The organism is Micromonospora sp. NBC_01412 (assembly GCF_045040215.1).
GTDB classification, from domain to species: domain Bacteria; phylum Actinomycetota; class Actinomycetes; order Mycobacteriales; family Micromonosporaceae; genus Micromonospora; species Micromonospora rubida.
The window spans coordinates 1,742,159-1,766,051 of record NZ_CP109528.1 but is presented as its reverse complement, the minus strand read 5'-3'; the positions used below and the strand labels follow the sequence as shown (position 1 = coordinate 1,766,051).

28 protein-coding genes and 1 pseudogene are annotated in these 23,893 nt (G+C 72.8%); 20 read left to right on the top strand and 9 right to left on the bottom strand.

Features of this window, described 5'->3' with window-relative positions:
• Positions 1-336: 336 nt before the first annotated feature.
• Entirely contained in the window at positions 337-822 is a 486-nt protein-coding gene (locus OG617_RS07825; RefSeq protein WP_405100002.1) for a DUF6232 family protein, read from the top strand.
• A gap of 113 nt (positions 823-935) precedes the next feature.
• Here OG617_RS07825 and OG617_RS07820 read toward each other — a convergent pair whose 3' ends face one another.
• Positions 936-1,262, bottom strand: a complete 327-nt coding sequence (locus OG617_RS07820) for a DUF3817 domain-containing protein (protein WP_405100000.1) — start codon at positions 1,260-1,262, stop codon at positions 936-938.
• A gap of 50 nt (positions 1,263-1,312) precedes the next feature.
• A complete protein-coding gene (locus OG617_RS07815) occupies positions 1,313-1,765 on the bottom strand; it encodes a hypothetical protein (protein WP_405099998.1) in 453 nt (150 codons plus the stop codon).
• Between the two features lie 120 nt (positions 1,766-1,885).
• Here OG617_RS07815 and OG617_RS07810 point away from each other — a divergent pair, with 120 nt between their 5' ends.
• The 3 genes from OG617_RS07810 to OG617_RS07800 all read left to right on the top strand — a co-directional run bounded on the left by OG617_RS07810 (position 1,886) and on the right by OG617_RS07800 (position 3,152).
• Entirely contained in the window at positions 1,886-2,212 is a 327-nt protein-coding gene (locus tag OG617_RS07810) for a DUF6158 family protein (protein ID WP_405099996.1), read from the top strand.
• Positions 2,212-2,547, top strand: coding sequence for a hypothetical protein (locus OG617_RS07805; protein WP_405099994.1), 336 nt, complete (start codon positions 2,212-2,214; stop codon positions 2,545-2,547). Before OG617_RS07810 ends, OG617_RS07805 begins: the two co-directional genes overlap by 1 nt.
• A 65-nt stretch (positions 2,548-2,612) precedes the next feature.
• Entirely contained in the window at positions 2,613-3,152 is a 540-nt protein-coding gene (locus OG617_RS07800) for a DUF1360 domain-containing protein (RefSeq protein WP_396683137.1), read from the top strand.
• 131 nt (positions 3,153-3,283) lie between these two features.
• Here the strand turns inward: OG617_RS07800 and OG617_RS07795 are convergent, their stop codons facing one another.
• From OG617_RS07795 to OG617_RS07785, 3 genes are all read right to left on the bottom strand, one after another.
• Entirely contained in the window at positions 3,284-3,484 is a 201-nt protein-coding gene (locus OG617_RS07795; RefSeq protein WP_405099992.1) for a hypothetical protein, read from the bottom strand.
• Positions 3,485-3,594: 110 nt separating this feature from the next.
• Positions 3,595-3,843: a hypothetical protein gene (locus OG617_RS07790; RefSeq protein ID WP_405103537.1), complete on the bottom strand. Its 249-nt coding sequence runs from the start codon at positions 3,841-3,843 to the stop codon at positions 3,595-3,597.
• Between the two features lie 284 nt (positions 3,844-4,127).
• Positions 4,128-5,222 carry a 3-deoxy-7-phosphoheptulonate synthase gene (locus tag OG617_RS07785; protein WP_405099990.1) on the bottom strand — a complete coding sequence of 365 codons (1,095 nt, stop codon included), beginning with the start codon at positions 5,220-5,222 and terminating at the stop codon, positions 4,128-4,130.
• Between the two features lie 408 nt (positions 5,223-5,630).
• On the opposite strand from OG617_RS07785, the gene OG617_RS07780 reads away from it, so the two are divergent.
• From OG617_RS07780 to OG617_RS07740, 9 genes are all read left to right on the top strand, one after another.
• Complete coding sequence (locus OG617_RS07780) at positions 5,631-5,846, top strand: hypothetical protein (protein ID WP_405099988.1); 216 nt, start codon at positions 5,631-5,633, stop codon at positions 5,844-5,846.
• A gap of 180 nt (positions 5,847-6,026) precedes the next feature.
• Complete coding sequence (locus OG617_RS07775) at positions 6,027-7,319, top strand: M16 family metallopeptidase (RefSeq protein ID WP_405099986.1); 1,293 nt, start codon at positions 6,027-6,029, stop codon at positions 7,317-7,319.
• 85 nt (positions 7,320-7,404) lie between these two features.
• Positions 7,405-8,751 carry a M16 family metallopeptidase gene (locus tag OG617_RS07770; RefSeq protein WP_405099984.1) on the top strand — a complete coding sequence of 449 codons (1,347 nt, stop codon included), beginning with the start codon at positions 7,405-7,407 and terminating at the stop codon, positions 8,749-8,751.
• Between the two features lie 371 nt (positions 8,752-9,122).
• Complete coding sequence (locus tag OG617_RS07765; protein WP_405099982.1) at positions 9,123-10,148, top strand: aspartate-semialdehyde dehydrogenase; 1,026 nt, start codon at positions 9,123-9,125, stop codon at positions 10,146-10,148.
• Positions 10,149-10,245: 97 nt separating this feature from the next.
• Positions 10,246-10,686, top strand: coding sequence for a PPOX class F420-dependent oxidoreductase (locus OG617_RS07760; protein WP_396683123.1), 441 nt, complete (start codon positions 10,246-10,248; stop codon positions 10,684-10,686).
• Between the two features lie 81 nt (positions 10,687-10,767).
• Complete coding sequence (locus OG617_RS07755) at positions 10,768-11,469, top strand: TMEM175 family protein (protein WP_405099980.1); 702 nt, start codon at positions 10,768-10,770, stop codon at positions 11,467-11,469.
• A gap of 101 nt (positions 11,470-11,570) precedes the next feature.
• Positions 11,571-11,987, top strand: a complete 417-nt coding sequence (locus tag OG617_RS07750; protein WP_350884607.1) for a CBS domain-containing protein — start codon at positions 11,571-11,573, stop codon at positions 11,985-11,987.
• 173 nt (positions 11,988-12,160) lie between these two features.
• The gene (locus OG617_RS07745) at positions 12,161-12,532 is read left to right on the top strand and encodes an SCP2 sterol-binding domain-containing protein (protein WP_405099977.1); all 372 of its coding nucleotides are present in this window, start codon (positions 12,161-12,163) and stop codon (positions 12,530-12,532) included.
• Positions 12,532-14,589 (top strand): glycogen debranching N-terminal domain-containing protein, encoded by a 2,058-nt coding sequence (locus OG617_RS07740; RefSeq protein WP_405099975.1) that lies wholly within the window; start codon positions 12,532-12,534, stop codon positions 14,587-14,589. Before OG617_RS07745 ends, OG617_RS07740 begins: the two co-directional genes overlap by 1 nt.
• 107 nt (positions 14,590-14,696) lie before the next feature.
• On the opposite strand, the gene OG617_RS07735 is transcribed toward OG617_RS07740, so the two are convergent.
• Positions 14,697-15,377, bottom strand: a complete 681-nt coding sequence (locus OG617_RS07735) for an alpha/beta hydrolase fold domain-containing protein (RefSeq protein WP_405099973.1) — start codon at positions 15,375-15,377, stop codon at positions 14,697-14,699.
• A 191-nt stretch (positions 15,378-15,568) separates the two neighbouring features.
• On the opposite strand from OG617_RS07735, the gene OG617_RS07730 reads away from it, so the two are divergent.
• The 3 genes from OG617_RS07730 to OG617_RS07720 all read left to right on the top strand — a co-directional run bounded on the left by OG617_RS07730 (position 15,569) and on the right by OG617_RS07720 (position 17,986).
• Complete coding sequence (locus OG617_RS07730; protein WP_405099971.1) at positions 15,569-16,318, top strand: lysophospholipid acyltransferase family protein; 750 nt, start codon at positions 15,569-15,571, stop codon at positions 16,316-16,318.
• Positions 16,319-16,409: 91 nt separating this feature from the next.
• Positions 16,410-17,042 (top strand): isochorismatase family protein, encoded by a 633-nt coding sequence (locus tag OG617_RS07725; RefSeq protein WP_405099969.1) that lies wholly within the window; start codon positions 16,410-16,412, stop codon positions 17,040-17,042.
• A 5-nt stretch (positions 17,043-17,047) separates the two neighbouring features.
• Complete coding sequence (locus OG617_RS07720; RefSeq protein WP_405099967.1) at positions 17,048-17,986, top strand: GlxA family transcriptional regulator; 939 nt, start codon at positions 17,048-17,050, stop codon at positions 17,984-17,986.
• A 10-nt stretch (positions 17,987-17,996) separates the two neighbouring features.
• Here OG617_RS07720 and OG617_RS07715 read toward each other — a convergent pair whose 3' ends face one another.
• Both OG617_RS07715 and OG617_RS07710 read right to left on the bottom strand, forming a co-directional pair.
• A complete protein-coding gene (locus OG617_RS07715; protein WP_405099965.1) occupies positions 17,997-18,368 on the bottom strand; it encodes a hypothetical protein in 372 nt (123 codons plus the stop codon).
• A 67-nt stretch (positions 18,369-18,435) separates the two neighbouring features.
• Positions 18,436-18,768 (bottom strand): hypothetical protein, encoded by a 333-nt coding sequence (locus tag OG617_RS07710; RefSeq protein WP_405099963.1) that lies wholly within the window; start codon positions 18,766-18,768, stop codon positions 18,436-18,438.
• Positions 18,769-19,080: 312 nt separating this feature from the next.
• Between OG617_RS07710 and OG617_RS07705 the strand changes: the two genes are divergently transcribed.
• Together OG617_RS07705 and OG617_RS07700 are read left to right on the top strand one after the other, a co-directional pair.
• Positions 19,081-19,635, top strand: coding sequence for a GNAT family N-acetyltransferase (locus OG617_RS07705; protein WP_405099961.1), 555 nt, complete (start codon positions 19,081-19,083; stop codon positions 19,633-19,635).
• Between the two features lie 24 nt (positions 19,636-19,659).
• Positions 19,660-20,574 carry an MBL fold metallo-hydrolase gene (locus OG617_RS07700; protein ID WP_405099959.1) on the top strand — a complete coding sequence of 305 codons (915 nt, stop codon included), beginning with the start codon at positions 19,660-19,662 and terminating at the stop codon, positions 20,572-20,574.
• Here OG617_RS07700 and OG617_RS07695 read toward each other — a convergent pair.
• Positions 20,457-21,845, bottom strand: coding sequence for an alpha/beta fold hydrolase (locus OG617_RS07695; RefSeq protein ID WP_405103535.1), 1,389 nt, complete (start codon positions 21,843-21,845; stop codon positions 20,457-20,459). The two genes, OG617_RS07700 and OG617_RS07695, sit on opposite strands and share 118 nt — an antisense overlap.
• Before the next feature lie 342 nt (positions 21,846-22,187).
• Here OG617_RS07695 and OG617_RS07690 point away from each other — a divergent pair, with 342 nt between their 5' ends.
• Together OG617_RS07690 and OG617_RS07685 are read left to right on the top strand one after the other, a co-directional pair.
• A complete protein-coding gene (locus OG617_RS07690) occupies positions 22,188-22,550 on the top strand; it encodes a hypothetical protein (RefSeq protein ID WP_405099957.1) in 363 nt (120 codons plus the stop codon).
• Positions 22,551-22,952: 402 nt separating this feature from the next.
• Positions 22,953-23,747 (top strand): annotated as a pseudogene (locus tag OG617_RS07685) (transposase); the annotation flags it as partial.
• Positions 23,748-23,893: the final 146 nt, after the last annotated feature.

Here is a 23,893-nt window from a genome sequence, read left to right as displayed (position 1 = left end):
GGAAGGGGAGGCTTTCCGGCACTACCGGCGGGGCCTGATGTGCCGAACGGGCGATCCATGGCTTTCGTCGTTCTGGGCGGATGCCGCCGGACGGGACGACTAATAGCCGGACAAGCCCGAATTGGTGGCCTCTTGCCGGCGCGGAGGGGGCCGCGGGCCCGCGCCCGGGTCCGGAGAATCGGGGCCTGGGCTGGCGCGATGCCCACAGAATGGAGCGGAGTCGGGAATCCCGTCAGGCGTCGACCGGCGCCGCGGGGACCGCTCCCGGCCCCTCAGCCGTGGGAGACAGCCGTGATCCGAGATGGCTCCGCTACCCGCCCGCGCCGGTCACCGAGGGTGACCTCCGCGCCCCCTGCCCTGCTCTACGCCCAGCCCGGGATCGTCGTCACGACGGACCGGTTCACCGTCGGCCACAGCAGCTTCGCGATCGCCGACCTGACCCACCTGCACACCGCCCGGGGCCCACACGACCGGCTCGCCGTCCGGGCGGTGGCGGTGACCGCCGTCATGATCGCCGGGGTGGGGCTGCTGCTCGGCTTCACCGGCGGCCTGCAACGGCTGACCGCCGGGGCGTACCTGGCCCTCGGGGCGGTGGCCCTGCTGCCCGTGCTGCTCGCGGCGGCCGGCGCCCGCTGGCGCCCGCCGCCGTACGAGCTGTGGGGCTGGCACCGGGGCGTCGAGGTGCTGCTGTTCAGCAGCGACGACCAGCGGCAGTTCGGGCAGGTCAGCCGCGCCGTGCACCGGGCCCGCGAGGGCATTCGGTACGGCGGCTGGGGCGCCGCGCCGGCCACCGCGGAGGAGTTCTGGCGCCCGGTCCGTTGACCTGGCCGGGTCAGCGGACCGCGACCTGGCCTGGCCTGGCCGGGTCAACGGACCGCGACCTGACCTGACCTGGCCTGGCCGGGTCAACGGACCGCGACCTGGCCGGGGCAGCGTCAGCCGGCGATCGGCTCCGGGGTGCGGGCGCGCTCGGGGGCCAGCCAGTGGCTCACCCGCCGCTCGGCGTAGAAGGACACGAAGGGCACCGTGCCGGCGAGCATCACCAGCAGCATCCGCTTCAGCGGCCAGTCCGCCCGGCGGGACAGGTCGAACGTCGCCGCCAGGTAAAGCATGTACAGCCAGCCGTGCGCGGTCCCGACGACCGCGACCACCGTCTTCTCGTCGAACCCGTACTTCAGCGGCATGCCGATCAGGACCAGCACGGCCAGCGCCACGCCCACGATCCAGGCGATCACGCGGTACCGGGTAAGGGCTCCGCCCACCTTCGTCCGTCCTTCCGAACCGGCCTCGGCCGGGTAGTCGCGAACCGGCGTCAGCCGGGAAAGTCACCGGGCCGGGCGCCCGGATTGGCGTTCAACCATGCCAGGTAGCGGTTGTACGCGGCCAGGTCGGCGTCCTCCGGGCCGCCGGCCGGCACCGCCGGCACCCGGGCGACCCGCACGGGTCGGCGTACCCCCGTCGGGATGCCGGACGACAGGGCCGCGCCGGCCGTGACGTCGCCGCCCGCCCGCTCCTCGCCGCCCGCCTCCCCGCCGCCCGCCGACGGCCCGTCGGCGGCGGAGCGCAGGGTGTGCCACAGCTCACGCCACCAGACGAAGACGACGAACGCGGCGAAGACCGGCCACTCGATGGCGTAACCCCAGCTGATGGAGTTGCCCTCGGCGGCCCGGGTGACCTGCCACCAGCCCAGCCCGAGAAAGCTGACGACCAGCACGACCATGGCCACGTGGCGGGCGATCCACGCCGGTGTCCAGAGCCGCTTCATGGGTTCGAGGGTACCGGGAGTCGGGACGCTCTCCGACGCGGCGTCGTAGTTCGGGGGTTTGGTGGTGGCCGGTGTGGGCATCCGTCTAGACGCCAGCCCAGACGAGACGAGGGGGCGACGATGACCGAATCAGTGCGGCAGACCGGCGGCCCGATGGAAGCCAGCCCGGAGCAGCGAATGCCCGAGTGGGACGGCGACCACGTCCACGACATGTCCACCGACGACGGGGCCGTCGACGACGAACTGGGGATCGACCCCACCGAACTCGCCGACGAGGACCTGATCCGAGAGATACACAGCCTGCACCGCACCCGGCTCGACACGCTGCGGCACGCGGCGGACTCGGCGCTCGCGAACCACCTGCGTCGCACGGCGGAACTGGAGACCGAGTATCTCGCCCGGCATCCGGGACGCGAGGTCGACCCGGCCCGGCTGCGGGACGAGTGATGGCGGCGCACGCGGAGCGCGGGATGTCCGCGCCACCCGAGGTGGTGTTCAACACGGCGACCGACCCGGACCGGGCCGCCGCGTGGCTGCCCCAGCCGCTGCGGTCCGACGGCCGCAGCCGCCCCGACGTCAGCGCCGGGCAGATGCGGGCCCGGTGGGCCAGCGCCTCCGCCCCCGGCTGGTCGGCCGAGATCCGGGTGGAGCCTGGGGACGCCGGGGGCGCCCAGGTCCAGCTCGACCTGACCGGTGCGTCCGGCCAGGCGGACCCGGGACTGGCCGAGGAGACCCTGGCCAACCTCGCCCGCGAGGTGGCCGAAAACCTGACCGCCGGTTGAGCCGGCCGCCGGACCCGCTGCCGGCGGACCGAGCGCCGCACGTGCCAGAGAACGAGGAGACCGGGTTGAGCGACAGCAGCCTGAATCAGAAGGTGGCGCGGCTGCGCCAGGCGTACGCGCCGCACGAGCACCGCCCACTCGGTGGCTACCTGGTGGCGATGGGCACCTACGCCGGGGTGACCGCGACGCTCGCCGCACTGGTCAGGGCGACCGGCCGGCCGGTGCCGGAGCGGCCCAGCCCGTCGGATGTGGTGCTGCTCTCCATCGCGACCCACAAGCTCAGCCGGCTGCTGTCCAAGGACGCGGTGACCAGCCCGCTGCGCGCCCCGTTCACCCGGTACGACCGTCCGAGCGGCTCCGGCGAGGTGATGGAGCAGGTCCGGGACTCGGGCAGCCCCACCCGGCACGCCATCGGGGAGCTGTTGAGCTGCCCGTTCTGCCTGGCGGTCTGGGTGGCCACCGGGCTCACCGGCGGCCTGGTGCTGGCCCCCCGGCTGACCCGGCTGGTGGCCACCGCGCTGACCGCGGTGGCGGCCTCCGACTTCCTCCAGATGGGCTACGCCGTCGCCCAGCAGGCCGCCGAGGGCGGTCACGACAAGGACTGACACGGTACGGGGAGAGGCCCGAGGCCGCCCCCCGTCCCCGTACGGCATCAGCGCGCTGCATGTCGCCCGGTCCGGGCAGCGCTGCATCCCGCCCGGTCCGGGGTCAGCGCTGCATGCCGTCCCGTCCGGGGTCAACGCTGCATGCCAGACCAGCCGTGCGGCGACTCCGTCTCGCGCTCCTCATCGTCCTCGTCGCCGGTGATGATGTCGGGGTCGACGGCGGTGAGGTCGTGCTCGTTGGCGAAGTCCGGTTCGGCTGGGGTGTCCGGGCCCTCCGGCGGCTGGCCGAGCGCCGGGACGTGCTCCTCCCGCTGCTCCTCGCGATCGGTCATCTCGCTGTCCTCTCCGTGGTCGGGGCGGGGTCGGTGCCGCGGTTCGGCCCGGGTGCCGGCGTCGTGCCGCCGCGCGGCCTGGCCTGCTCGCGCCGCCCGAACCCGAGGCGTTAGACGGCCGACCCGCCCAGCAGGTCGGCCGCCTCGTCCACCGCGTACTCGCCCTGGGGCAGCGCGGCTATCCGGGTGAGCAGCGCCGCAGGAAGCTCGGCGGCGACCGCCCGGCGGTAGATGTCCGCCTGGCTGATCCGCTCCTGGCCGAGGTAGATCTCGTCGAGCAGCTCGTCGAGCGGCCCGGTGTCCGGCTCCTCGGCGGTGTCCTCGTCCTCGTCCGGGTCGGTGTCGGTGTCGGCGAGCAGATCGGTGTCGGCGGCCAGCTCGGCGTCGTCCACGGCTGCGTCCGTCACAGGTGCGTCGTCGGTCACGCCGGTCGGCTACCCAAGCCAGAAACGGTCAAACGTCACCCACCCCACCCCACCCCCCACCCCCGTATGCGGTGATCAAGAGCTTTGCGTCAGGAATCGCGCTGGACCTGACACAAAGCTCTTGATCACCGGGGCGGGGCGGGGCGGGGTGGGGCGGGGCGGGGCGGGGGTGCGGGTGGGGGTGGGGTGGGCCGGGTGGGTGGGGGTGGGGGTGGGGGTTAGGCCGGGAGGGGTTGGGGGGACGTGGTGGTGCGGCGGGTGCGGACGGCGGTGGCCAGGGTGTCGAGGACCTCCTGGGTGGTGTCCCAGCCGAGGCAGGCGTCGGTGACGGAGCGGCCGTACTCCAGCTCGCGGGTGGGGTCGAGGTCCTGCCGGCCGGGGAGCAGGAAGCTCTCCAGCATGATGCCGACGATGCCTCGCTGGCCGGCGGCGAGCTGGTCCGCGACGTCGGCGGCGACCAGCGGTTGGCGGCGGTGGTCCTTGCCGCTGTTGGCGTGGCTCGCGTCGACCACCACCCGCTCCGGCAGGCCGGCCGCCCGGAGCAGGTCCAGCGCCCCGGCCACCGAGGCGGCGTCGTAGTTCGGGCCGTCGTTGCCGCCCCGCAGCACCAGGTGGCCGTCGGCGTTGCCCCGGGTGTGCATGATCGCCGGGGTGCCGGAGACGTCGATGCCGGGGAAGACGTGCGGGACGCCGGCAGCCCGGATGGCGTCCACGGCGGTGCCGACGCTGCCGTCGGGGCGGTTCTTCATGCCGATCGGCATGGACAGGCCGGAGGCGAGCTGCCGGTGCACCTGGCTCTCCACCGTGCGGGCGCCGATCGCACCCCAGGCCACCGTGTCGGCGATGTACTGCGGGGTGATCGGGTCGAGGAATTCGCAGCCCACCGGCAGGCCCAGCCGCAACACGTCCAGCAGCAGCGCGCGGGCGGTGCGCAGGCCGGTGTTCACGTCGCCCGAGCCGTCCAGCCCGGGGTCGTTGATGAGGCCCTTCCAGCCGACCGTCGAGCGCGGCTTCTCGAAGTACACGCGCATCACGATCAGCAGGTCGTCGGCGAGGCGGTCGGCGGCGGTCCGCAGTTTCGCCGCGTAGTCCAGCGCGGCGGCCGGGTCGTGCACCGAGCACGGGCCGACCACCACCAGCAGCCGGTCGTCGGCGCGGTCGAGCACCCGGCCGACCGCGCGCCGGCCGTCGAGCACGGCCTCGGTGAGCGTCGCGTCCAGGGGCAGGTGGTGGTGCAGCAGGGCAGGGGTGGTCAACGGCACGACGCGATCGATCCGTTGGTCGATGACGCGATGGTTGTCCGGGGTGCTCACGGTGGGGTTCCTTCCGCCGACCGTGCCCCGGGGCCGGCGCCCGAGGTCGAGCCGGCTGCTCGTACGCAAAAGGGCAGGAACCAATGTTCCTGCCCGGCCGGCTCGAAGAGAAGTGACGTCAGATCATGGTGAAGTCACCGGCTCCTCCAGCCGGCTGCCTAAACCATCGATACGAACGCGTCACGGCACCCAGGTTACCCGACGCGGTGGGAAAGGCTCATCCGGCCGTCGGTGAAGCCGAGCCTGACGTTCGTCATCATCGATTGACCCGTCGATGGCTGCGCCAGCGCACCACGCCGTATCCGGGAGATTCGAACAGGCCGTCGTGCGCTGCTGCGCGCCACCGTCGCGGCACTTCGCCGTGCGCGGCCCGTTCCGGTGAGCCGCGCACGGGGTACAGAGGCCGGCATGACGAATGCTCACAGCGACCAGGTCCGGATCGAGTCCCGGGCCCACCTGCTGCCCGAGGAGGCCGCCGCCGGCAGCGACGACCCGCGGGCCCAGGCCGCCGCCATTCTCGCCGAGTCGGACCTGCGGGAGGCGGACCAGAACGCCGCCCCCGACACGGTGCCGGAGCAGCGCACCTCGGAGGAGACGGTGCCCCCGATCGAACCCCCCGACTGAGTCGACCCGGCGCGGCGGCCGTCCGCGCCTCCGGCGTACGCCGGCGCGAGGCGCGGGCGGCGGCCAGGGGCGGGTGGCGGCTGGGGCGCGGGCGGCCGCCGGGGGCGGGTGGCGGGCGCGTCGCCGCGCCGACCACGGTCGCGTCACCTTTCCGCCTCCCCGATCGGATAGCGTCGGACCATGCCCGACAGCGGTTACCCCTGGCCGATCGAAACGACCCGACTGGACAACGGCCTGCGCGTGGTGGTGAGCGAGGACCGCGCCGCCCCCGCAGTCGCCGTGAACCTCTGGTACGACGTGGGATCCCGGCACGAGCCGGACGGGCAGACCGGTTTCGCCCACCTCTTCGAGCACCTGATGTTCGAGGGCTCGGTGAACGTGGCGAAGACCGAGCACATGAAGCTCGTCCAGGGCGCCGGCGGCTCCCTGAACGCCACCACCAACCCGGACCGGACGAACTACTTCGAGACCGTCCCGGCCGAGCATCTGGAGCTGGCGCTCTGGCTGGAGGCCGACCGGATGGGCGGCCTGGTCCCGGCGCTGACCCAGGAGACGCTGGACAACCAGCGGGACGTGGTCAAGAACGAGCGCCGCCAGCGCTACGAGAACGTGCCGTACGGCGACGCGTGGCTGCGGCTGCTGCCGCTGCTCTACCCGCCGGGGCACCCGTACCACCACGCGACGATCGGGTCGATGGCCGACCTGAACGCCGCCGCCCTGGCCACCTTCCAGGACTTCCACCGCACCTACTACGCGCCGAACAACGCGGTGCTGACCGTGGTCGGCGACGCCACCGCGGCCGAGGTCTTCGCGCTGGCCGACAAGTACTTCGGCGCCCTCCCGGCCCGGGAGTCGATCCCGGCCGCGCCGGACGGCCGGCATGTACCGGCCGGTGGCGGGCCGGTGGCGGAGACCGTCACGGCCGCGGTGCCCGCGCCCCGCGTCTTCGTCGCGCACCGCACCCACGCCTTCGGCACCCCCGGGTACGACGTGCTCACCGTCCTCGCCACCGTGCTGGGCAGCGGCCGGGGCAGCCGGCTCTACCAGCGCCTCGCCGACGGCGAGCGGATCGCCCAGCCCGACCTGGTCGGCTCCTACGGGGTGGACCTCGCGCACGCCCCCGCCCCGCTGATCGCCACCGCCACCGCCCGCCCCGGGGTGAGCGGCGAGCGGCTGGCCGCCGGGGTGGCCGAGGTGGTCGACGAGCTGGCCACCGTGCCGGTCACCGCCGTCGAGCTGGACCGGGCCAAGGCGCTGCTGAGCACCGGGTGGTGGCGGCAGATGTCCACGGTCGACGGACGCGCCGACACCCTCGGCCGGTACACCACCCAGTTCGGCGATCCGGCCGTCGCCGCCGAGCGGCTGCCCGCCTGGCTCGCGGTGACCGCCGATCAGATCGCCGAGCTCGCCGCCGAGGTGCTGCGCGCCGAGGACCGGGTGACCCTGACCTACCTGCCCGAGGAGAGCGCGTGAGCGCGACGATCGAGCGGCGCCGCCCGGTGGGCCGCCGCGATCCGCTGCCCGCCGGCCCCGCAGTCGTGAACGGAAGGAAGCCCCGATGAGCCTGATCGCCGATCGTCCCGGGCCGGGGCTGGCCCGGCCGTACCGGTTCCCGCAGGTGGTGCGCCGCTCGGTGGCCGGCGGCCAGGTCGTCGCCGCGCACCTGCCCGGGCAGAACCTGGCGGTGGCGCTGCTGCTGCTCGACGCCGGAGCCGGGCGGGAGCCGGCTGGCCGGGAGGGGCTCGGCGCGGTGCTGGCCAAGGCCCTGGAGGAGGGCACCGCGCAGCGGGATGCCGCCGCGTACGCGCTGGCCGTGGAGGGGCTCGGCACCGAGCTGGTGACCGGGCTGGACTGGGACTCGTTCCAGGTCAGCGTCCAGGTTCCGGCGGACCGGCTGACCGCCGCCGTGGAGCTGCTCGCCGAGGCCGTCCGGACGCCCCGGCTGGACCCGGACGACGTGCGGCGGGTCCGCGACGACGAGGCCACCGCGCTGCGGATGGACTGGGCGAACCCGGGCCCCCGGGCCGATGCGGCGCTGCGGGCCGACCTGTTCGGCGCGGAGAACCGGTGGGGCCGCCCGATGTACGGCGACCCGGACTCGGTGGCCGGCCTGGACCCCGAGGACATCACCGTCTTCCACTCCGAGTGGTTCCTCCGCCCCGGCACCCTGATCGTCGTCGGCGACCTGGAGCGCCTCGACCTGGACGCGCTCGGCGCGGCGGCGTTCGCCGGCACCGGCGGCGGCCCGGTCTCCCAGGGCGGCCCGATCGACGTGTCGCTGCGCGCCGGGCGGCGGATCATCCTGGTCGACCGGCCCGGGTCGGTGCAGTCCACGCTGCGGCTGGGCCACCCGTCGCCGCACCGGGCACACCCCGACCACGTGCCGTCGCTGCTGGCCGGCACGGTGCTCGGCGGGGCGTTCACCTCCCGGCTCAACCACCTGATCCGCGAGGTGCGCGGCTACACGTACGGCATCCGGGGCGAGTTCGCCTCGTCCCGCCGGTTCGGCCGGTTCGCGGTCAGCTCGGGCGTGCAGACGGCGGTGACCGCGCCGGCGCTGGTGGAGGCGGTCGGCGAGATCAGCCGTACCCAGGCCGGCGGGGTCACCGAGGACGAGCTGGCGGTGGCCCGGTCCTGGCGGGCCGGGCAGCTCTCGGTCGAGCTGCAGAGCCCTCGGGCGATCGCGTCGGCGCTGACCACCCTGGTCGTGCACGACCTGCCGGACGACTACCACGCCCGGCTGCGTGAGTCGCTGCTCGCCGCCGACGTCGAGCAGGTCTCGGCCGCCGCCGCGGGCTACCTGCACCCGGAGTCGCTCACCCTGGTGGTGGAGGGCGACGCCGCGCTGATCCGCGACGATCTCGCCGCCACCAACCTCGGCGAGATCGTCGACGCCCCCGGCTGACCGGCCCTCGGCTGACCGGCCGCCGGCTGACCCGGCCACGGCGGCCCGCCCCGCCGGCCCGCCCCGCCGGTCCGACCCATGGCGGTCCGACCACGGCGGCCCGCCGACCGGCCCGCGCGGCGAAGGGAGATGTGATTCCCGTCGCGCGGGCCGTGGCGGCTGCCGGGGCGGCGGCGCCGGGCGTACGGCGGCCGGGCGCGGATGTTGCGGCCCGGCGGCGGGGTCGCCTGCGATCTTCCGGGCGGCGCCCCGCGCCGGAGTCGTCATTGCGGTCCGGTGCTGGTCGAGGTGGGCGGGGTCACCGCCCGGACGGGTCCGGGCCGTGGGAAAGCGTTCCCGGCCGGGGCGTCGACCTGGGTAGCCTCGCGGGCATGAGGATCGGCATTGTGGGGGCCACCGGCCAGGTCGGTGGCGTGATGCGGCAGGTGCTGGCGGAGCGCGAGTTCCCGGCGGAGCAGGTGCGGTTGTTCGCCTCCGCCCGGTCGGCGGGGCGCGCCCTGCCGTGGCGGGGCGGCGAGGTGACCGTCGAGGACGCGGCCACCGCCGACTACTCGGGGCTGGACATCGTGCTCTTCTCCGCCGGAAAGGGCACGGCGAAGGAGCTGGCCCCCCGGGTCGCCGAGACCGGCGCGGTCGTGATCGACAACTCGTCGGCGTTCCGGACGGACCCGGACGTGCCGCTGGTGGTCGCCGAGGTCAACCCGCAGGCCGCCGCGAACCGCCCGAAGGGCATCATCGCCAACCCGAACTGCACCACGATGGCCGCGATGCCGGTGCTGCGCCCGCTGCACGCCGAGGCGGAGCTGGTCGGCCTGGTCGTCTCGACGTACCAGGCGGTCTCCGGCGCGGGCCTGGCCGGCGTGACCGAGCTGGACGAGCAGGTCCGCAAGGTGGCCGAGCAGGCCGCGGCGCTGGCCTTCGACGGAACGGCCGTGGAGTTCCCGGCCCCCCGGGTCTTCGCCCGGCCCATCGCGTTCAACGTGCTCCCACTCGCCGGCTCGATCGTCGACGACGGCTCCGAGGAGACCGACGAGGAGCAGAAGCTGCGCGACGAGAGCCGCAAGATCCTGGAGATCCCCGGGCTGAGGGTCTCCGGCACCTGCGTCCGGGTTCCGGTCTTCACCGGCCACTCGCTCCAGATCAACGCCCGGTTCGCCCGGCCGATCACCCCGCAGCGGGCCCGCGAGCTGCTCGACGGCGCGCCCGGGGTGGCCCTGGTCGACGTGCCGACCCCGCTGCTGGCCGCCGGCCAGGACCCGACGTATGTGGGTCGCATCCGCGCCGACGAGACGGCGGAGCACGGCCTCGCCCTGTTCTGCTCGAACGACAACCTGCGAAAGGGCGCCGCGCTGAACGCGGTGCAGCTCGCCGAGTTGGTCGCCGCCGAGGGCCGCTGACCCCGGTCCCGCCGGCCGGGCCGTCGCGTCGGCCGGCCGGCGGGCCGCGCGTCGGGTTGGATGGACCCAGGTACGACGACTCGACCTGGAGGCTGCCGTGGCGGACGAGAAGACCCGGAGCGCCCTCACCGGGCTCATCGCGGGCCGGTGGATGGGTGTGCTGGCGACCATCAAGCGGGACGGACGCCCGCAGTTGTCGAACGTGGTCTACTCCTTCGACCGGGAGGCCGGGCTGATCCGGGTCTCGGTCACCGACGGGCGGGCCAAGACCGCCAACCTGCGCCGGGATCCCCGGGCCAGCTTCCACGTCAGCAGCGACGACGGCTGGGCGTACGCGGTGGCCGAGGCGCGGGCCGAGCTGACCCCGGTGGCGCGTCGGCCGGACGACGCGACGGTGGAGGAACTGGCCGGGCTCTACCGGGCCGTGCAGGGCGAGCACCCCGACTGGGACGACTTCCGCGCCGCGATGGTCGCCGAGGGGCGGCTGGTGCTGCGCCTGCACGTCGAGCGGGTCTACGGCGTGCCGCCGCGCGGCTGAGGCCCGCGACAGCGGGTATCCGCGGCTCCTGCCACACGTTCCGGCCACCCGGCCGGGCACGGGGACGGGGACGGGGAGCCGATGGACAGCGACCGGGACCGGCCGGGGACCGCGGACGACGAGGCCGGTGACCTGCGCTCGGACACCAGCCGGGCGATCGGGTTCAGCGACGCCGTGTTCGCGATCATCATCACGATCCTGGTGCTCGACCTGCGTACCCCTGAGGTGCCGCCGGGTGGGCTGCTGCGCAGCCTGCTCGACGAGTGGCCCGTCTACCTGGCGTACGTCACGTCCTACCTGTACGTCGCGGTGAACTGGCTGAACCACAAGGGGACCTTCCACCGGGTCCGGTGCACCGACCGCGGGCTGCACTGGGTCAACCTCGGGGTGCTCTTCAGCGTCGCCCTGCTGCCGTTCGCCACGGCGGTGCTCTCCGGCGCGGTCCAGCACGGCGACCGGTCCGACGAGCGGGTCGCGGTGGCGCTGTACGGGCTGGTGGGGGTGGTGCTCTCGGTGGCCTGGCTCGCCCTTTACCACCACCTGAGCCGGCACCGGGACCTGCTCGTGCCGCGCGTCTCGCCCCGGTTCTTCGCCGTCGAGCGCCTGCGCGCCGTGCTCGGCGTCGTGTCGTACGCCGTCGCCGGCCTGGTCGGCTGGCTGGTGTCGGTGCCGGTGGCGCTCGTGGTCTTCCTGCTGCTGCCGCTGTTCTACGGCCTGTCCAGCAACGGCTTCTACGACCTGCGCCGGTGGGCCCGGCGGCACCGGCCGGGTGCCCGACCCTGACGGCCGGCCCCGTTGGGCGCCCGGTCACCGGTAGCCCGGTCCGCGTTACCCCTCGGGGCGGGCGGGTAGACCGCGGGTGCCGACACCGAGAGGGGAGCACCATGACAACGGTCGGAGAGTTCATGACGACCCGGTTGGTGACGATGGACGGCAACGAGACGCTCACCGCCGCGGCGCGGGAGATGCGCGACAGCGCCATCGGCGACGTGGTGGTGACCAACGGCACCGATGTGGCCGGCATCGTCACGGACCGGGACATCACGGTCCGGGGCGTCGCCGAGCAGTTGGACCCGACCTCGACCCGGCTCAACCAGATCACCAGCCGGGACGTGATCACGGTGAGTCAGTACGACGACACGGTGGCCGCCGCCGACCTGATGCGCACCTACGCCGTACGCCGGCTGCCGGTGATCGACGACGGGCGGCTGGTCGGCCTGATCTCGATGGGCGACCTCGCGGTCGAGCGCGAGCCGCAGTCGGTGCTGGCGGACATCAGCGCCGACGAACCCAACAACTGACCGTCCGCCGCGGCACGCCGGCCCCCACGCGGGGGCCGGCGTCGTGTCGTGCGCCCGCGCTCGCCGGCCTGCCTGCGCTCGCCCGCGTCACCCGATCCGGGCGAGGTTGACCCAGCACCGGAGGGGGACCCTCCTGCGACGTCGAACGCGGATCGACGGGAGGAGAGGGCCCGATGCTGGACGCGACCACCAGGTTCTTCGAGAACCTGGACCGGCGGGGTTACGAGCCCCTGCTGACCAAGATTTCCGGCACCCTGCGTTTCGACCTGAACGAGGGGCCGCAGACCAGGCACTGGCTGCTGGCGATCGACCGGGGGCGGCTCCGGGTGAGCCAGGAGGACCGGGAGGCCGACACGGTCGTCAGGACCACCCCGGAACTGCTCGAGGATCTCGCCGCCGGCCGGGAGAACGGCATTGCGGCGCTGTTCCGCGGTGACATGACGGTGACCGGTGACATCCGGCTGGTGGTGCAGGTGGATCGGCTCTTCCCCGCCCCCCCGGGCAGCCGGGAGCCGCGTCGGCTCTTCCATCGGGAGGTGTACTGATGGCGCAGGCCAACACGGTCCGGATCCTAGACGGCAGCACCTTCGTGGTGTCGGAGGACACCGGCGACATCGAGGCGACGCCCTCCGAGCCGACCGGGCTGTTCTCCCTCGACACCCGGTTCCTGTCCCGCTGGGTGCTGACGGTCAACGGCGAGCGGCTGAACGCCCTCTCCTACGACGACCTCCAGTACTACGAGGCGCGGTTCTTCCTGGTGCCGGGAATGGCGACGCACTACGTCGACGCCAAGTTGTCGATCATCCGCGAGCGGACAATCGGCGGCAGCTTCCACGAGCAGGTGACCATCCTCAACCACGACGAGAAGGCCGTCGACCTGGAGATCAGGATGGACGCCGGCGCCGACTTCGCCGACCTGTTCCAGGTCAAGGACGAGATCCTGAACAAGAAGGGCGAGACCTACGCGGAGGCCGAGGCGGACCGGCTGCGGCTGGGCTACCGGCGGGGCAACTTCCGGCGGGAGACGTTGATCTCCTCGTCGCAGACCGCCCGGTACGACCGCAACGGCTTCACGTACAGCGTCCACCTGGAGCCGAACACGCAGTGGAGCACGGACATCGACGTGCACACGGTCGTGCTCGGGCCAACCAGCCAGGTGCGGATGGAGATGCGGGTGCCCAGCCACGGGCGGCCGACCCCCCAGCGCGGCCTGGAGGAGTGGATCGCCGCCGCGCCAAAGGTGAACTCCGAGTGCGAGCACCTGGCCCATACGTACCGGCGGAGCCTGGTCGACCTGGCGGCGCTGCGCTTCTCGCCGCTGTCGCTCAGCGGGCAGACGCTGCCTGCGGCCGGCCTGCCCTGGTTCATGACCATGTTCGGCCGGGACAGCATCCTGACCTGCCTACAGGTCATGCCGTTCGTCCCGGGGTTGTCCCGGACCACGCTGTGCCTCCTCGCGTCGTTGCAGGGCACCCGGTTCGACGACTTCCGGGACGAGGACCCGGGGCGGATCCTGCACGAGCTGCGCTACGGCGAGACGGCCGCGTTCGAGGAGCAGCCACACTCGCCGTACTACGGCTCGGTGGACGCGACGCCGCTGTTCCTGGTGCTGCTCGACGAGTACGAGCGGTGGACCGGGGACGTCGCGCTGGTCAGGGAGTTGGAGCAGGAGGCCCGGGCCGCGCTGAGGTGGATCGACAACTACGCCGACCTGGTCGGCAACGGCTACATCTGGTACGAGCGGCGCAACACCGACACCGGCCTGGAGAACCAGTGCTGGAAGGACTCCTGGGACTCCATCTCGTACCGTGACGGCACGCTGCCGCCGTTTCCCCGGGCCACCTGCGAGGTGCAGGGGTACGCGTACGACGCGAAGGTCCGGGCCGCCCGGCTGGCGCGCGAGTTCTGGGGCGACCCGGCGTTCGCCGATCAGTTGGAGCGGGAGGCGGCGCAGCTCAAGGAGCGCTTCAACCGCGACTGGTGGGTGGAGGACGGGCAGTACTTCGCCCTCGCCCTGGACCCGGACGGTCGGCCGGCGGACGTGCTCAGCTCGAACATCGGCCACCTGCTGTGGAGCGGCATCGTCGACCAGGACCGGGCCGAGAAGCTCGCCGAGCACCTGGTCGGGCCGCGGCTGTTCTCCGGCTGGGGCGTGCGGACGCTGGCCGAGGGGGAGGCCCGGTACAACCCGATCGGCTACCACAACGGCACGATCTGGCCGTTCGACAACTCGTTCATCGCCTGGGGGCTGCGCCGGTACGGCTTCGCGGAGGAGGCCGCGACCATCGCCGACGGCATCCTCGCCGCCGCCAGATACTTCGACGGGCGGCTGCCGGAGGCGTTCGGCGGGTACCAGCGGGAGTTGACCAAGTTCCCCGTCGAGTACCCGACGGCGTGCAGCCCGCAGGCCTGGTCGACCGGCGCCCCGATGCTGCTGCTGCGCACCATGCTGGGCATCGAGCCGCACGGGGGACACCTGGCGGTCGAGCCGCGCCTGCCGATCGGCATGGGGCGGATCGAGGTGCTGGACATCCCGGGCCGCTGGGGCCGGGTAGACGCCTTCGCCCGCGGCCGACTGGACCTGCACCAACTATCCGGCTGACCACCCACCCACCCACCGCCACCCAGAGAACCCTCCCGCGTCACCCGCCTGCGGAACCTGTGGCGCAAATACACGGAATTAGTGCCCTTGGACGACGCCCGAGGGCACTAGTTCCGTGTATTTGCGGGTGCGGGAGGGGCGGTGGGTGGGGGGAGGACGGTGTCGAGGAAGGTTGCTGTCGTGGCGTGGATGTCGGGGCGGTCCAGGGCCAGGGAGTGGCCGCCGTGGGTGAGCCAGGCGTGCACCGGGTGCCCGCCGGCCAGCAGCGCGGCGGCCAGGCCGACCGACTGGCTCACCGGCACGGCCGGGTCGGCCGTCCCCTGCACCAGCAGCACCGGGACCCCGTTGCCGACGTGGGTGGCAACGGTGACGTCCAGGGTGGCCGGGTCGCCCGGTGCGGGCCGGCGCCCGAGCAGCTCGGCCCACGGGTCGTCGCCGCCGCGCAGCCGCCGCCAGTCCGTGGCCAGCGGGTCCACCGGCGGCCAGTACGCCAGCGCGCCGGCCACGTCGTCGGGCCGGTCCACGCCGCGCAGGGCGAGGTGCAGGGCCAGCATCGCGCCGGCCGAGTCGCCCCCGACCAGCAGCGGCAGGCCGCCCGCCCGGTCCCGGGCCGCCCGCGCCGCCGCCCGTACGTCGTCGAGCTGGGCCGGCCAGCGCGCCTCGGCGACGAACCGGTAGGTGGCCGGGAGCACCCGCAGCCCGTGCCCGGTCAGGGCCGCGCCGTCCTCGCTCGACCGGGCCCGCCAACCGCCGCCGTGGATCCAGAGCAGCACCCCGCGTTCCGTCATGCCGCCATCGTGCGGTCCCCGCGCCCCGGGGCGCCAGAGCCCTCGGCCGAGGGCAGAACTGCTCGGCATCACCGTCTCCTCGCCGACGCGCCTGACCCGCCCCGACCGGTCCGACAGCGGCCGGCCGTCCGGCGTGGGACGCGGCGTGCGGCCCTGCCATACTCCGGCCCCCAGCAGGGTAAAGTCGCCGGATGCCGGAACTCGTGTACCCGCCCGTGATCACCGCCGCCAAGACGATGTTCCGGGTCCTCGACCTGCGCCTGACCGTGGAGGGCAAGCAGCACGTGCCGCGCACCGGCGGCGCGGTCATGGCCAGCAACCACGTGAGCTACCTCGACTTCATCTTCTGCGGGTTCGGGGCGCACGAGTCCCGTCGGCTGGTCCGGTTCATGGCCAAGCACGAGGTGTTCGCGCACAAGATCTCCGGCCCGCTGATGCGCGGCATGAAGCACATCCCGGTGAACCGGCGGGCCGGCTCCGCCTCCTACAACGCGGCGGTGGACGCGCTGCGCCGCGGCGAGATCGTGGGCCTCTTCCCGGAGGCCACGATCAGCCGGTCGTTCACGGTGAAGGACCTCAAGAACGGGGCGGCCCGGATGGCGCAGGAGGCCGGCGTGCCGCTGCTGCCGGTCGCGCTCTGGGGCACCCAGCGCCTCTGGACGAAGGGTCGGCCGCGCACCCTCACCCGCCGGCACACCCCGATCACCATCCTGGTCGGCGAGCCGATCGACCCGGCCGCGTATCCCGACGTGAACGCGATGAGCGCCGAGCTGAAGATCCGGCTGAGCGCCCTGGTCGACCGGGCCCAGCGCGAGTACCCGGACAAGCCCTCCGGCCCCGACGACGCCTGGTGGCAGCCGGCGCACCTCGGCGGCACCGCGCCGACCCTGGAGGAGGCCGCCGCGCTGGACCGGCCCGGCCGGCGTACCCCCGCCGCCTGAGAACGGCCGGCTGGCTGGCTGGCCGGATCGTTCCGCAGCCGGGCGCGATGGTGTCTGCCGCCGCGCCGGCCGCCCGGCGAGGATTCCCCGCATGACGAGATCCGCACTGCTCATCGTCGACGTCCAGGAGTCCTTCCGGCAGCGCCCGATCTGGGCGCACGCGTCCCGGCCCGACATCGTCGGCCGGGTCGCCCGGCTGGTCGACGCCGCCCGGGCCCGGGGTGACATGGTCGTCTGGGTCCTGCACGCCGAGCCCGGCACCGGCACCGTCTTCGACCCGGAGCGCGGCCACGTCCGGCTGATCGACGGCCTCAGCCCGGCGGCGGGGGAGCCGACGCTGGTCAAGACCGCGCACAACGCCTTCACCACCACCAACCTCCAGCGGTTGCTCACCGTCGCCGGGGTCACCGACCTGACCGTCTGCGGGATCCGCACCGAGCAGTGCGTCGAGACGACCACCCGGCTCGGCTTCGACCTCGGCTACCGGATGACCTTCGTGACCGATGCGACGGTCACCTTCCCCACCCCGCACCGGGACCTGCCGGCGGATGCCACCCTGGCGGAGATCCTCGCCGACCCGCGCACCCTCCCGGCCGAGGAGATGACCGCCCGGACCGAGTACGCCCTGGCCGGCCGGTTCGCCACGATCCGCACCGTCGCCGAGCTGACGGCCGACGAGGCGGGGCGGCCGACCGGGACCGTCCCGGTCGACGCCAGGGGCTGACGCCGGTGGCCCGGGTCGTCTTCCTGCTGGTGCCGCAGCTGCACCTGCTGGACCTGGCCGGCCCGGCCCAGGTCTTCTCCACCGCAGCCGACCTCGGGTACGACTACCGGCTGCACTACGTCGCGCAGCGGCCCGAGGTGCCGACCGTGCAGGGCGTACCGCTGCGGGCCGAGGTCGGATGGCCGGAGCTGGACCGGGACGACCTGCTGGTCGTACCCGGGTGGCGGACCCGTGCCCACGGCCCGCAGGGGCCGGTCGACCCGGCGGGGCTGCGTTGGCTGGCCGGCCACCACGCGGCCGGTGGCACCGTCGCCAGCGTCTGCGCCGGCGCGTACGCCCTCGGCCGGGCCGGCCTGCTCGACGGCCGGCGCTGCACCACCCACCACGACGTGCAGGACGACCTGGCCCGCCGCTTCCCGGCGGCCCGGGTGGTCCGCGACGTGCTCTACGTGGTGGACGACCGGGTGGTCACCTCCGCCGGCATCGCCAGCGGCATCGACGTGGCGCTGCACCTGGTGGCCACCCGGCACGGCCCGTCCGTCGCCGCCCGGATCGCCCGCTCCCTGGAGGTGTACGCCCGGCGCAACGGCGACGAGCAGCAGGCCAGCGCCATGATGCGGCACCGGGCGCACCTGTCCGACGCCGTGCACCGGGCGCAGGACCTGATCGACGCCTGGTACCCGGACCGGCTGCCGCTGGCCGACCTGGCCGCCGCCGGGGGCGTCGCCGGGCGCACCCTGACCCGACTGTTCCGACAGGCCACCGGGCTGACCCCGCTCGGCTACCAGCAGCTGCTGCGGGTGGAACGCGCCGAGCACCTGATCGGCCACGGCACCACCGTCGAGGCCGCGGCCCACGCGGTCGGTTTCGGCGACGCCCGGATGCTTCGCCGCCTGCGCGCCCGCAGCCGCGTCGACCCTCCGGAGTCCACCGGCGGCCGTTGAACCCGGCGCGTCACGCTACGGCGACCGCCAGCAGATGCCCGCTCGAACCGAGCACGGACGGGTCCGACTCGACCACCCGGGCGCAGTCGAGCGCATCGGTGAACAGCCGCTCGGTGGGCTGGACGCCGAGCGCGTCCAGCAGCGGCCACAGCGGTCCCTCGATCCCGTACAGCCGGGGTGCCGGCAGGCCGGCGGCGGTGAACTCGGCGACGCCGATGTCGAGCACCGTCGCCGGCGCGTCCGGCAGCACCCGGGCCAGCAGTTCCTTGGTACGCGCGAACTCCAGCCGACCCTGTGGGGTGCGGTGCAGCCGGTCCGCCTCGGCGAACACGTCCGTGTAGTAGCGCAGGATGTCCGGTTCGGCGGGGCGATGCTCGGGCATCCGTCGATTGTGTTCGTTGCGGTTTGCGCCGTCACCCGGGTTTCGGGCGGGGCGGTTTCGTGTCCGGTCAGTCGGGGCGGTCGGCGACCTGCGCCGCGTGGTGCGCCACCGTCGCGCCGAAGATGCCGTCCAGCCGGCCGCACACACGGCACACCAGGTCCCGGCCCACCGGCCCGCCGCAGCCGCCGCACCCGCCGGCGTCTTCCGGGTCGGTCCACCGGCCCAGCGCCTCGGTCAGCGCCCGGGCGGCCCGGTCGGTCAACCGGAAGGAGGCGTGCAGCCGCCCCACCCGCACGTCGACCGCCACGACGGGCTCGGCGGCGGGATCGTCGTAGGGTGTGATCCGGGCCAGGAACTGTTCCATCGCCTCGATCAGGTCGGCCGGCGGCTGCGTCGTCACCCGGCCACCGTAGCGTCACACTCGGGCCCGGCGGCCAGTCGGCTCGAACGGCCGTCTCCGTCCTCGCGGCGGGAAGCCCGGTGGGTGTGCGGGGCGTCCGTGCTGAGGCAGCCCTTCACCAGGTGCATTGCGCAGCAGGCCGGGAACGTGGGCCGGCGGTGCGGCCGAGGGGCGGGGACGTGGGGGAGTGGCGCGCAGCGCGCCCGGCGACCTATGTCCCACGACCCTTTCGGTCATCGATCATGAGCGGGCGTCCACGTCGACCCCGATTAATGCGTCGAGACGGCGTGGGGCGGTCGGTAGGGTGCCGCCATGTCGTCCCTACGCCTGGAAAAAGTCACCCCGCGCAACGTCGAGGCCGCGTGCGAGCTCTCGGTACGACCGGACCAGGGGCACCTCGTCGAGCCGGTCGCCCGGTCGCTGGCCGAGGCGTACGCGTGGGGCGAGGTCGCCTGGCCCCGTCTCGTCCACGACGGCGACGAACTGGTCGGCTTCCTGATGGGCTTCTTCCACATCCCGTGGCGGGAGGACACCCCGACCGACCTGCGGTCCGGGCTGTGGCGGCTGAATATCGCCGCCGAGCGGCAGGGGCGCGGGTACGGGCGCTTCGCCGTCCTGTCCGTGGCCGAGGAGGCGCGGCGGCGTGGGGAGACCCGGATCTACACCACCTGGGAGCCGGGCGACGACGGGCCGGAGGGGTTCTACCTGCGGCTCGGGTTCCGGGTGAACGGGGAGCGCAGCGGCGGAGAGACCGTGGGCGAGCTGGACCTGGGCGCCGCACCTCATCTCGCCGGGAGAATGCCTGCGAGAGCGCGGTGTTCGGCCCCTGTCATCCACTCCACGCTCGAAGGCCAGGCGGGATCGTAGCCGGAGTTCTGGCACCCTGTACGGATGCGGCAGGTCACCGTGCTCGGCAGTTCTGGTGCCTTTCCCGAGCCTGGCCGTGCCTGTAGCGGCTTCGCCGTGGACTGGGACGGCTACCGCTTGGTGCTCGACCTTGGCTACGCCACGCTGCCGCGACTGCTCAGGCACTGGCCGGATGGTGCAGTGGACGCTGTCGTCATCACCCATGAGCACCCCGATCACTGCGTCGACCTGCACGGACTGTTCCGGATGCGGTTCTACGGCGACTTCGGTGGGCCACGGCTGCCGTTGTACTGCCCGCCAGGTGTGCTCGACCGGCTCAGCGGCCTGGAGCCGGACGTCGACCTGCACGCGGTCTTCGATATGCATCCGCTGCCCGGCAACTACCGGGTGGGGCCGTTCGACCTGACCGGACTGTCACTCCCGCACTACGTGCCCAACGCCGGCATCCGCATACAGGCCGACGGGATAGCCCTGGCCTACTCCGGAGACACCGGCCCGACCCCCGCGCTGGCCGAACTCGGCCGCGACGCCGGCCTGTTCATCGTCGAAGCCACCGACCGCGAGGGCGAGACCGACCGGCCCACCCGCAATCTGATGACCTCCACCGAGGCCGGTCACTGGGCTCGCCGCGCGGGCGCCCGCGCGACTGATGCTCACCCACTTCTGGCCAGGCAACGACCGGACAGTCGCAGTGGCTGCCGCGCAGCTGGAGTTCGAGGGTGTCGTGCTGGCGGCCGAAGAAGACCTCACCGTCACACTCGGGGCACCAGATCGCTGAGGGTCGTGGCGGCCGAGTGGACCTCGGCCGCCACGACTGCTTCCTATGCGGCGGGGCAGCGGGCGCCAGCCTCGGGGAGGACGAGATCGACCAGATACCTGTCGACCGCGCCGATGGTGCACGCGGTTCGCTGGTACGAACCGTGCCCCCAACCCTCGTAGGTGAGCAGCCGGCCGCGCTCCCCGAGCTGTTCCGCGACGTTCGCGGCCCACTCGTATCCGGTGCGCGGATCGTGCAACGCGTTGAGCAGCAGCAGCCGTGCGTTGCCAGTCACGCGGAGCTCGTGCGGGGGGTTGCGCACCGGCATCGGCCAGCCGAGACATGTTTGTACGGCAATCAGCCCGGCGCCGTACCGCACGTCCGGCGCGGCGACCGCAGCCAGGCGCACGAGTGCGGCGTACTCGTCGTAGTCACGCACGGGCACGGGCCAATCCGCGCAGAAGACGGCGGTGGCCACCGGAAGACTTCTCGGCGCCGGTGCGACACCGTCGTTCAGACCCTTGATCACCTGCGCGAAGTCCGTCCATTTCGGCACGTTGAGCATGCCGAGCGGGAGCGCGGCGATGTCGAACGCGGTGCTCGGCGCGTACTCACCCCCGTCGGCGCGGGCGAGCACGCCGGCCCAGATCGCCCGCACATCGGTTCCGTGCAAGACGCAGTCGGTCGAGCGGTCACACCACGCCACGAACTCGTCGAACGAGTCCTGCAACGTCGCCGCCTGCGACCGGACGAAAGACGGCACGTCGAGGCTGTGGTCGAACACGCCTTCCAGGACGACTGCCCGGACGCGGTGCGGAAACCGCTCCGCGTACTGCGCGCCGAGCAGCGTGCCGTATGAGCTGCCATGGAAGGTCAGCCGTGACTCGCCGAGTGCCCGCCTGAGCGCGTCGAGGTCGTAGACGGTGCTCAGCGTGTCGGCGTGGTCGAAGACCGGGCTCGTCGGGCGACAGTTCACCCACAGCGCCTGGTTGTAGGCGACCGTGGCGTCGAAGTCGGCCTGGCTGCCCAGCAGCAGCGGTGGCTTGGGCACGGTTGGGCTCGGGGAACAATGCGGCGCGGCACTTCGACCAACCCCCCGCGGGTCGAAACTGACGATGTCGAACTTGTCGAGAAGTTCTTCACTGAACCGGTCTCCCCGCCGGACCCGTTCCACGCCGGAATCGCCCGGCCCTCCTGGCCCGAACACCAGCGAACCCACCCGGTTCGCCTGGTCGAGGGCTGGACGACGCGCCACCACCAGGTCGAACGTGGCGCCACGCGGCCTGGACCAATTCACGGGCAGCCTCAGCGCCGCGCATTGCACCAACTCAGGATCCACCGGGACTCCCGGAACGTCGTCGGCACATTGCCCCCACGCCAATGTCGTTCTTCGATGGTCCGCCCCTGAGGCAGCCGGCGACGCGGCGGCGACGAGCGCCCCGGTCAGGATCACGGCGAGGCCAGCGGCAAGACTTCGGTACGTCACGGCAGCTCCCCAAGTGGTCGTAACAAATACGAAGCCTGCCCATCGTGGAGGTGTACCGCGCCGACAAGCTATCGGGGCGGACCCGGAGCTAGCCCCGATGTCCGTGACGGCTTGCATCAGGTGAACTACGGGAGGTTCGACGAATTCGGGCACCAGGCCTGATCGAGGTGCCCCGAATCGGGAAGCCACCCGCAGACAGTAGGCGCGGGAACACAAGGATGAGGGCGGTTGTGATGGGGGCCTGCGCCGGTCCGGCCGGCCATGCTGGTGACGCTAGTGGACGGGGTGAATGACGCCTACCATGAGCCGATGATCAAGCAGAATCAGCGACGGGTCCCCATGCAAGTCGTCGCTGTCGCCTTGGTGATCTTGCTCGTGGCAACCGCGATCCTGGTGGGGGCGATGTCGTCGAGTGGTCCATCCAGGGCCATTGGGTTGATAGTGGGGCTTCTTGTTCTGGCATTGGCTTACGGCGTGTGGCGTGGTAGCGGGCGGGCTCGGTTCTGGACGACCATCTTCTCGACCGCCGGCGTTGCGTATGCCGTCGTGCCGTTCGCTGGGGTCGATGCGTTAGGGCTGCTGCAGATCGTTGTTGCGTCATTCATCGTCGGCCTGTTGCTGGTGCCCACATCGTCCCGGCGGTGGTTTCATGACTTGCCGGTGAAGGAGTAGCCCGCCGCCATCAGTTGGGCGAGCGGTCCGCCCTCTGCGGTCAGCAGCGCCACGGCGCGGTGAGCGGTTCCTACCGAGACCGCCGCACTGGTCGCGGTAGCGGCGCAGACTCGCGTAGAACGACTCCAACGTCTCAAGATCGAGGCGATTGACCGGCAGCTTGCCGAGCGCTGTCCGTGCGTGCTTGTTCAGCCTGCTCACGTATCCCATGCGGGTAACCGGCTCGATGTCCGTCACCTCAAGCCACCGGTCGAGTAGTTGGTTCAAGATGGCGCGGGTACGCGGGCTGCGCTTCTCAGCGGAGTGATCCGCTGGGGAGCTTCATGATCTCGCCACGTTGCCGCTTGAAGCCTGCGACGTGGCCGGCAGCAGTTCGATAGCTCCACGAATAGCCACGGGAGCCGGGTGTTGCGCCGGCCCGCGCCACCCCGGCTGCCCGGCACCACCGGCCGCCCACGACGGCATGGCGGCGAGTTCATCTTCGATGACCCGGGCAGCTGGGGCGAGCCGGATGTTGCCACGACCACCGACACCCGCCTCTACGGCGCCGCGACCGCGCGGGCCTGGCACCGGCTGCACCCCAGGCTCACCCACCGCACCGCCTGGACCGCCCAGCACGGCCCGCTGCCGATCATCGAGGGCACCGTGATCCTGCTGCAGGTCGACCGGCTGCCATCAGGGGCTATCGCGAAACCGGTCTGGCTGTGGTGGTCGCAGGCGACCGCCACTGACGCCGAGGTTGACCTGCTCTGGCAGGTGTTCCTGCGCCGCTTCGACATCGAGCACACCTTCCGCATGCTCAAACAGACCCTCGGCTGGACCAGCCCGAAGCTGCGATACCCGCATGCCGCCGACCGCTGGACCTGGCTGGTGCTGGCCGCCTACACCCAGCTGCGCCTTGCCCGCACCGCCGCCGGCGAGCTCCGCCGGCCATGGGAACGCCCCGCACCACCCGAACGGCTCTCACCTGCCCGCGTCCGCCGCGCGTTTCGGCACCTACGCGCCAACGCCGGCTGCCCCGCCGCCGCACCGAAACCGAGCCGACCCGGCCCTGGACGACCGCCCGGACACCCCAACCGCCACCGAGCACCACGCCACGACGTCCACATCGTCACAGCCGCTACCAGGAACAAGCCGAACAGCAACACCAAGAAAACGAAGACCTCGAATAGCCCGAGGCTACGACGCACAGGTTAAAGATGAAGTTAACCGTCTCGTGGTGCGCGACCGCTTATCGCTGACGCCGCCGATCGATCTCGGCGAGGACTCGGTCTGCGTGCGGGCGAAACTGGGTCGTCAGCTCGTACCCGGAGATCCTGCCAGCGCTTCTCGGACATCCTTAC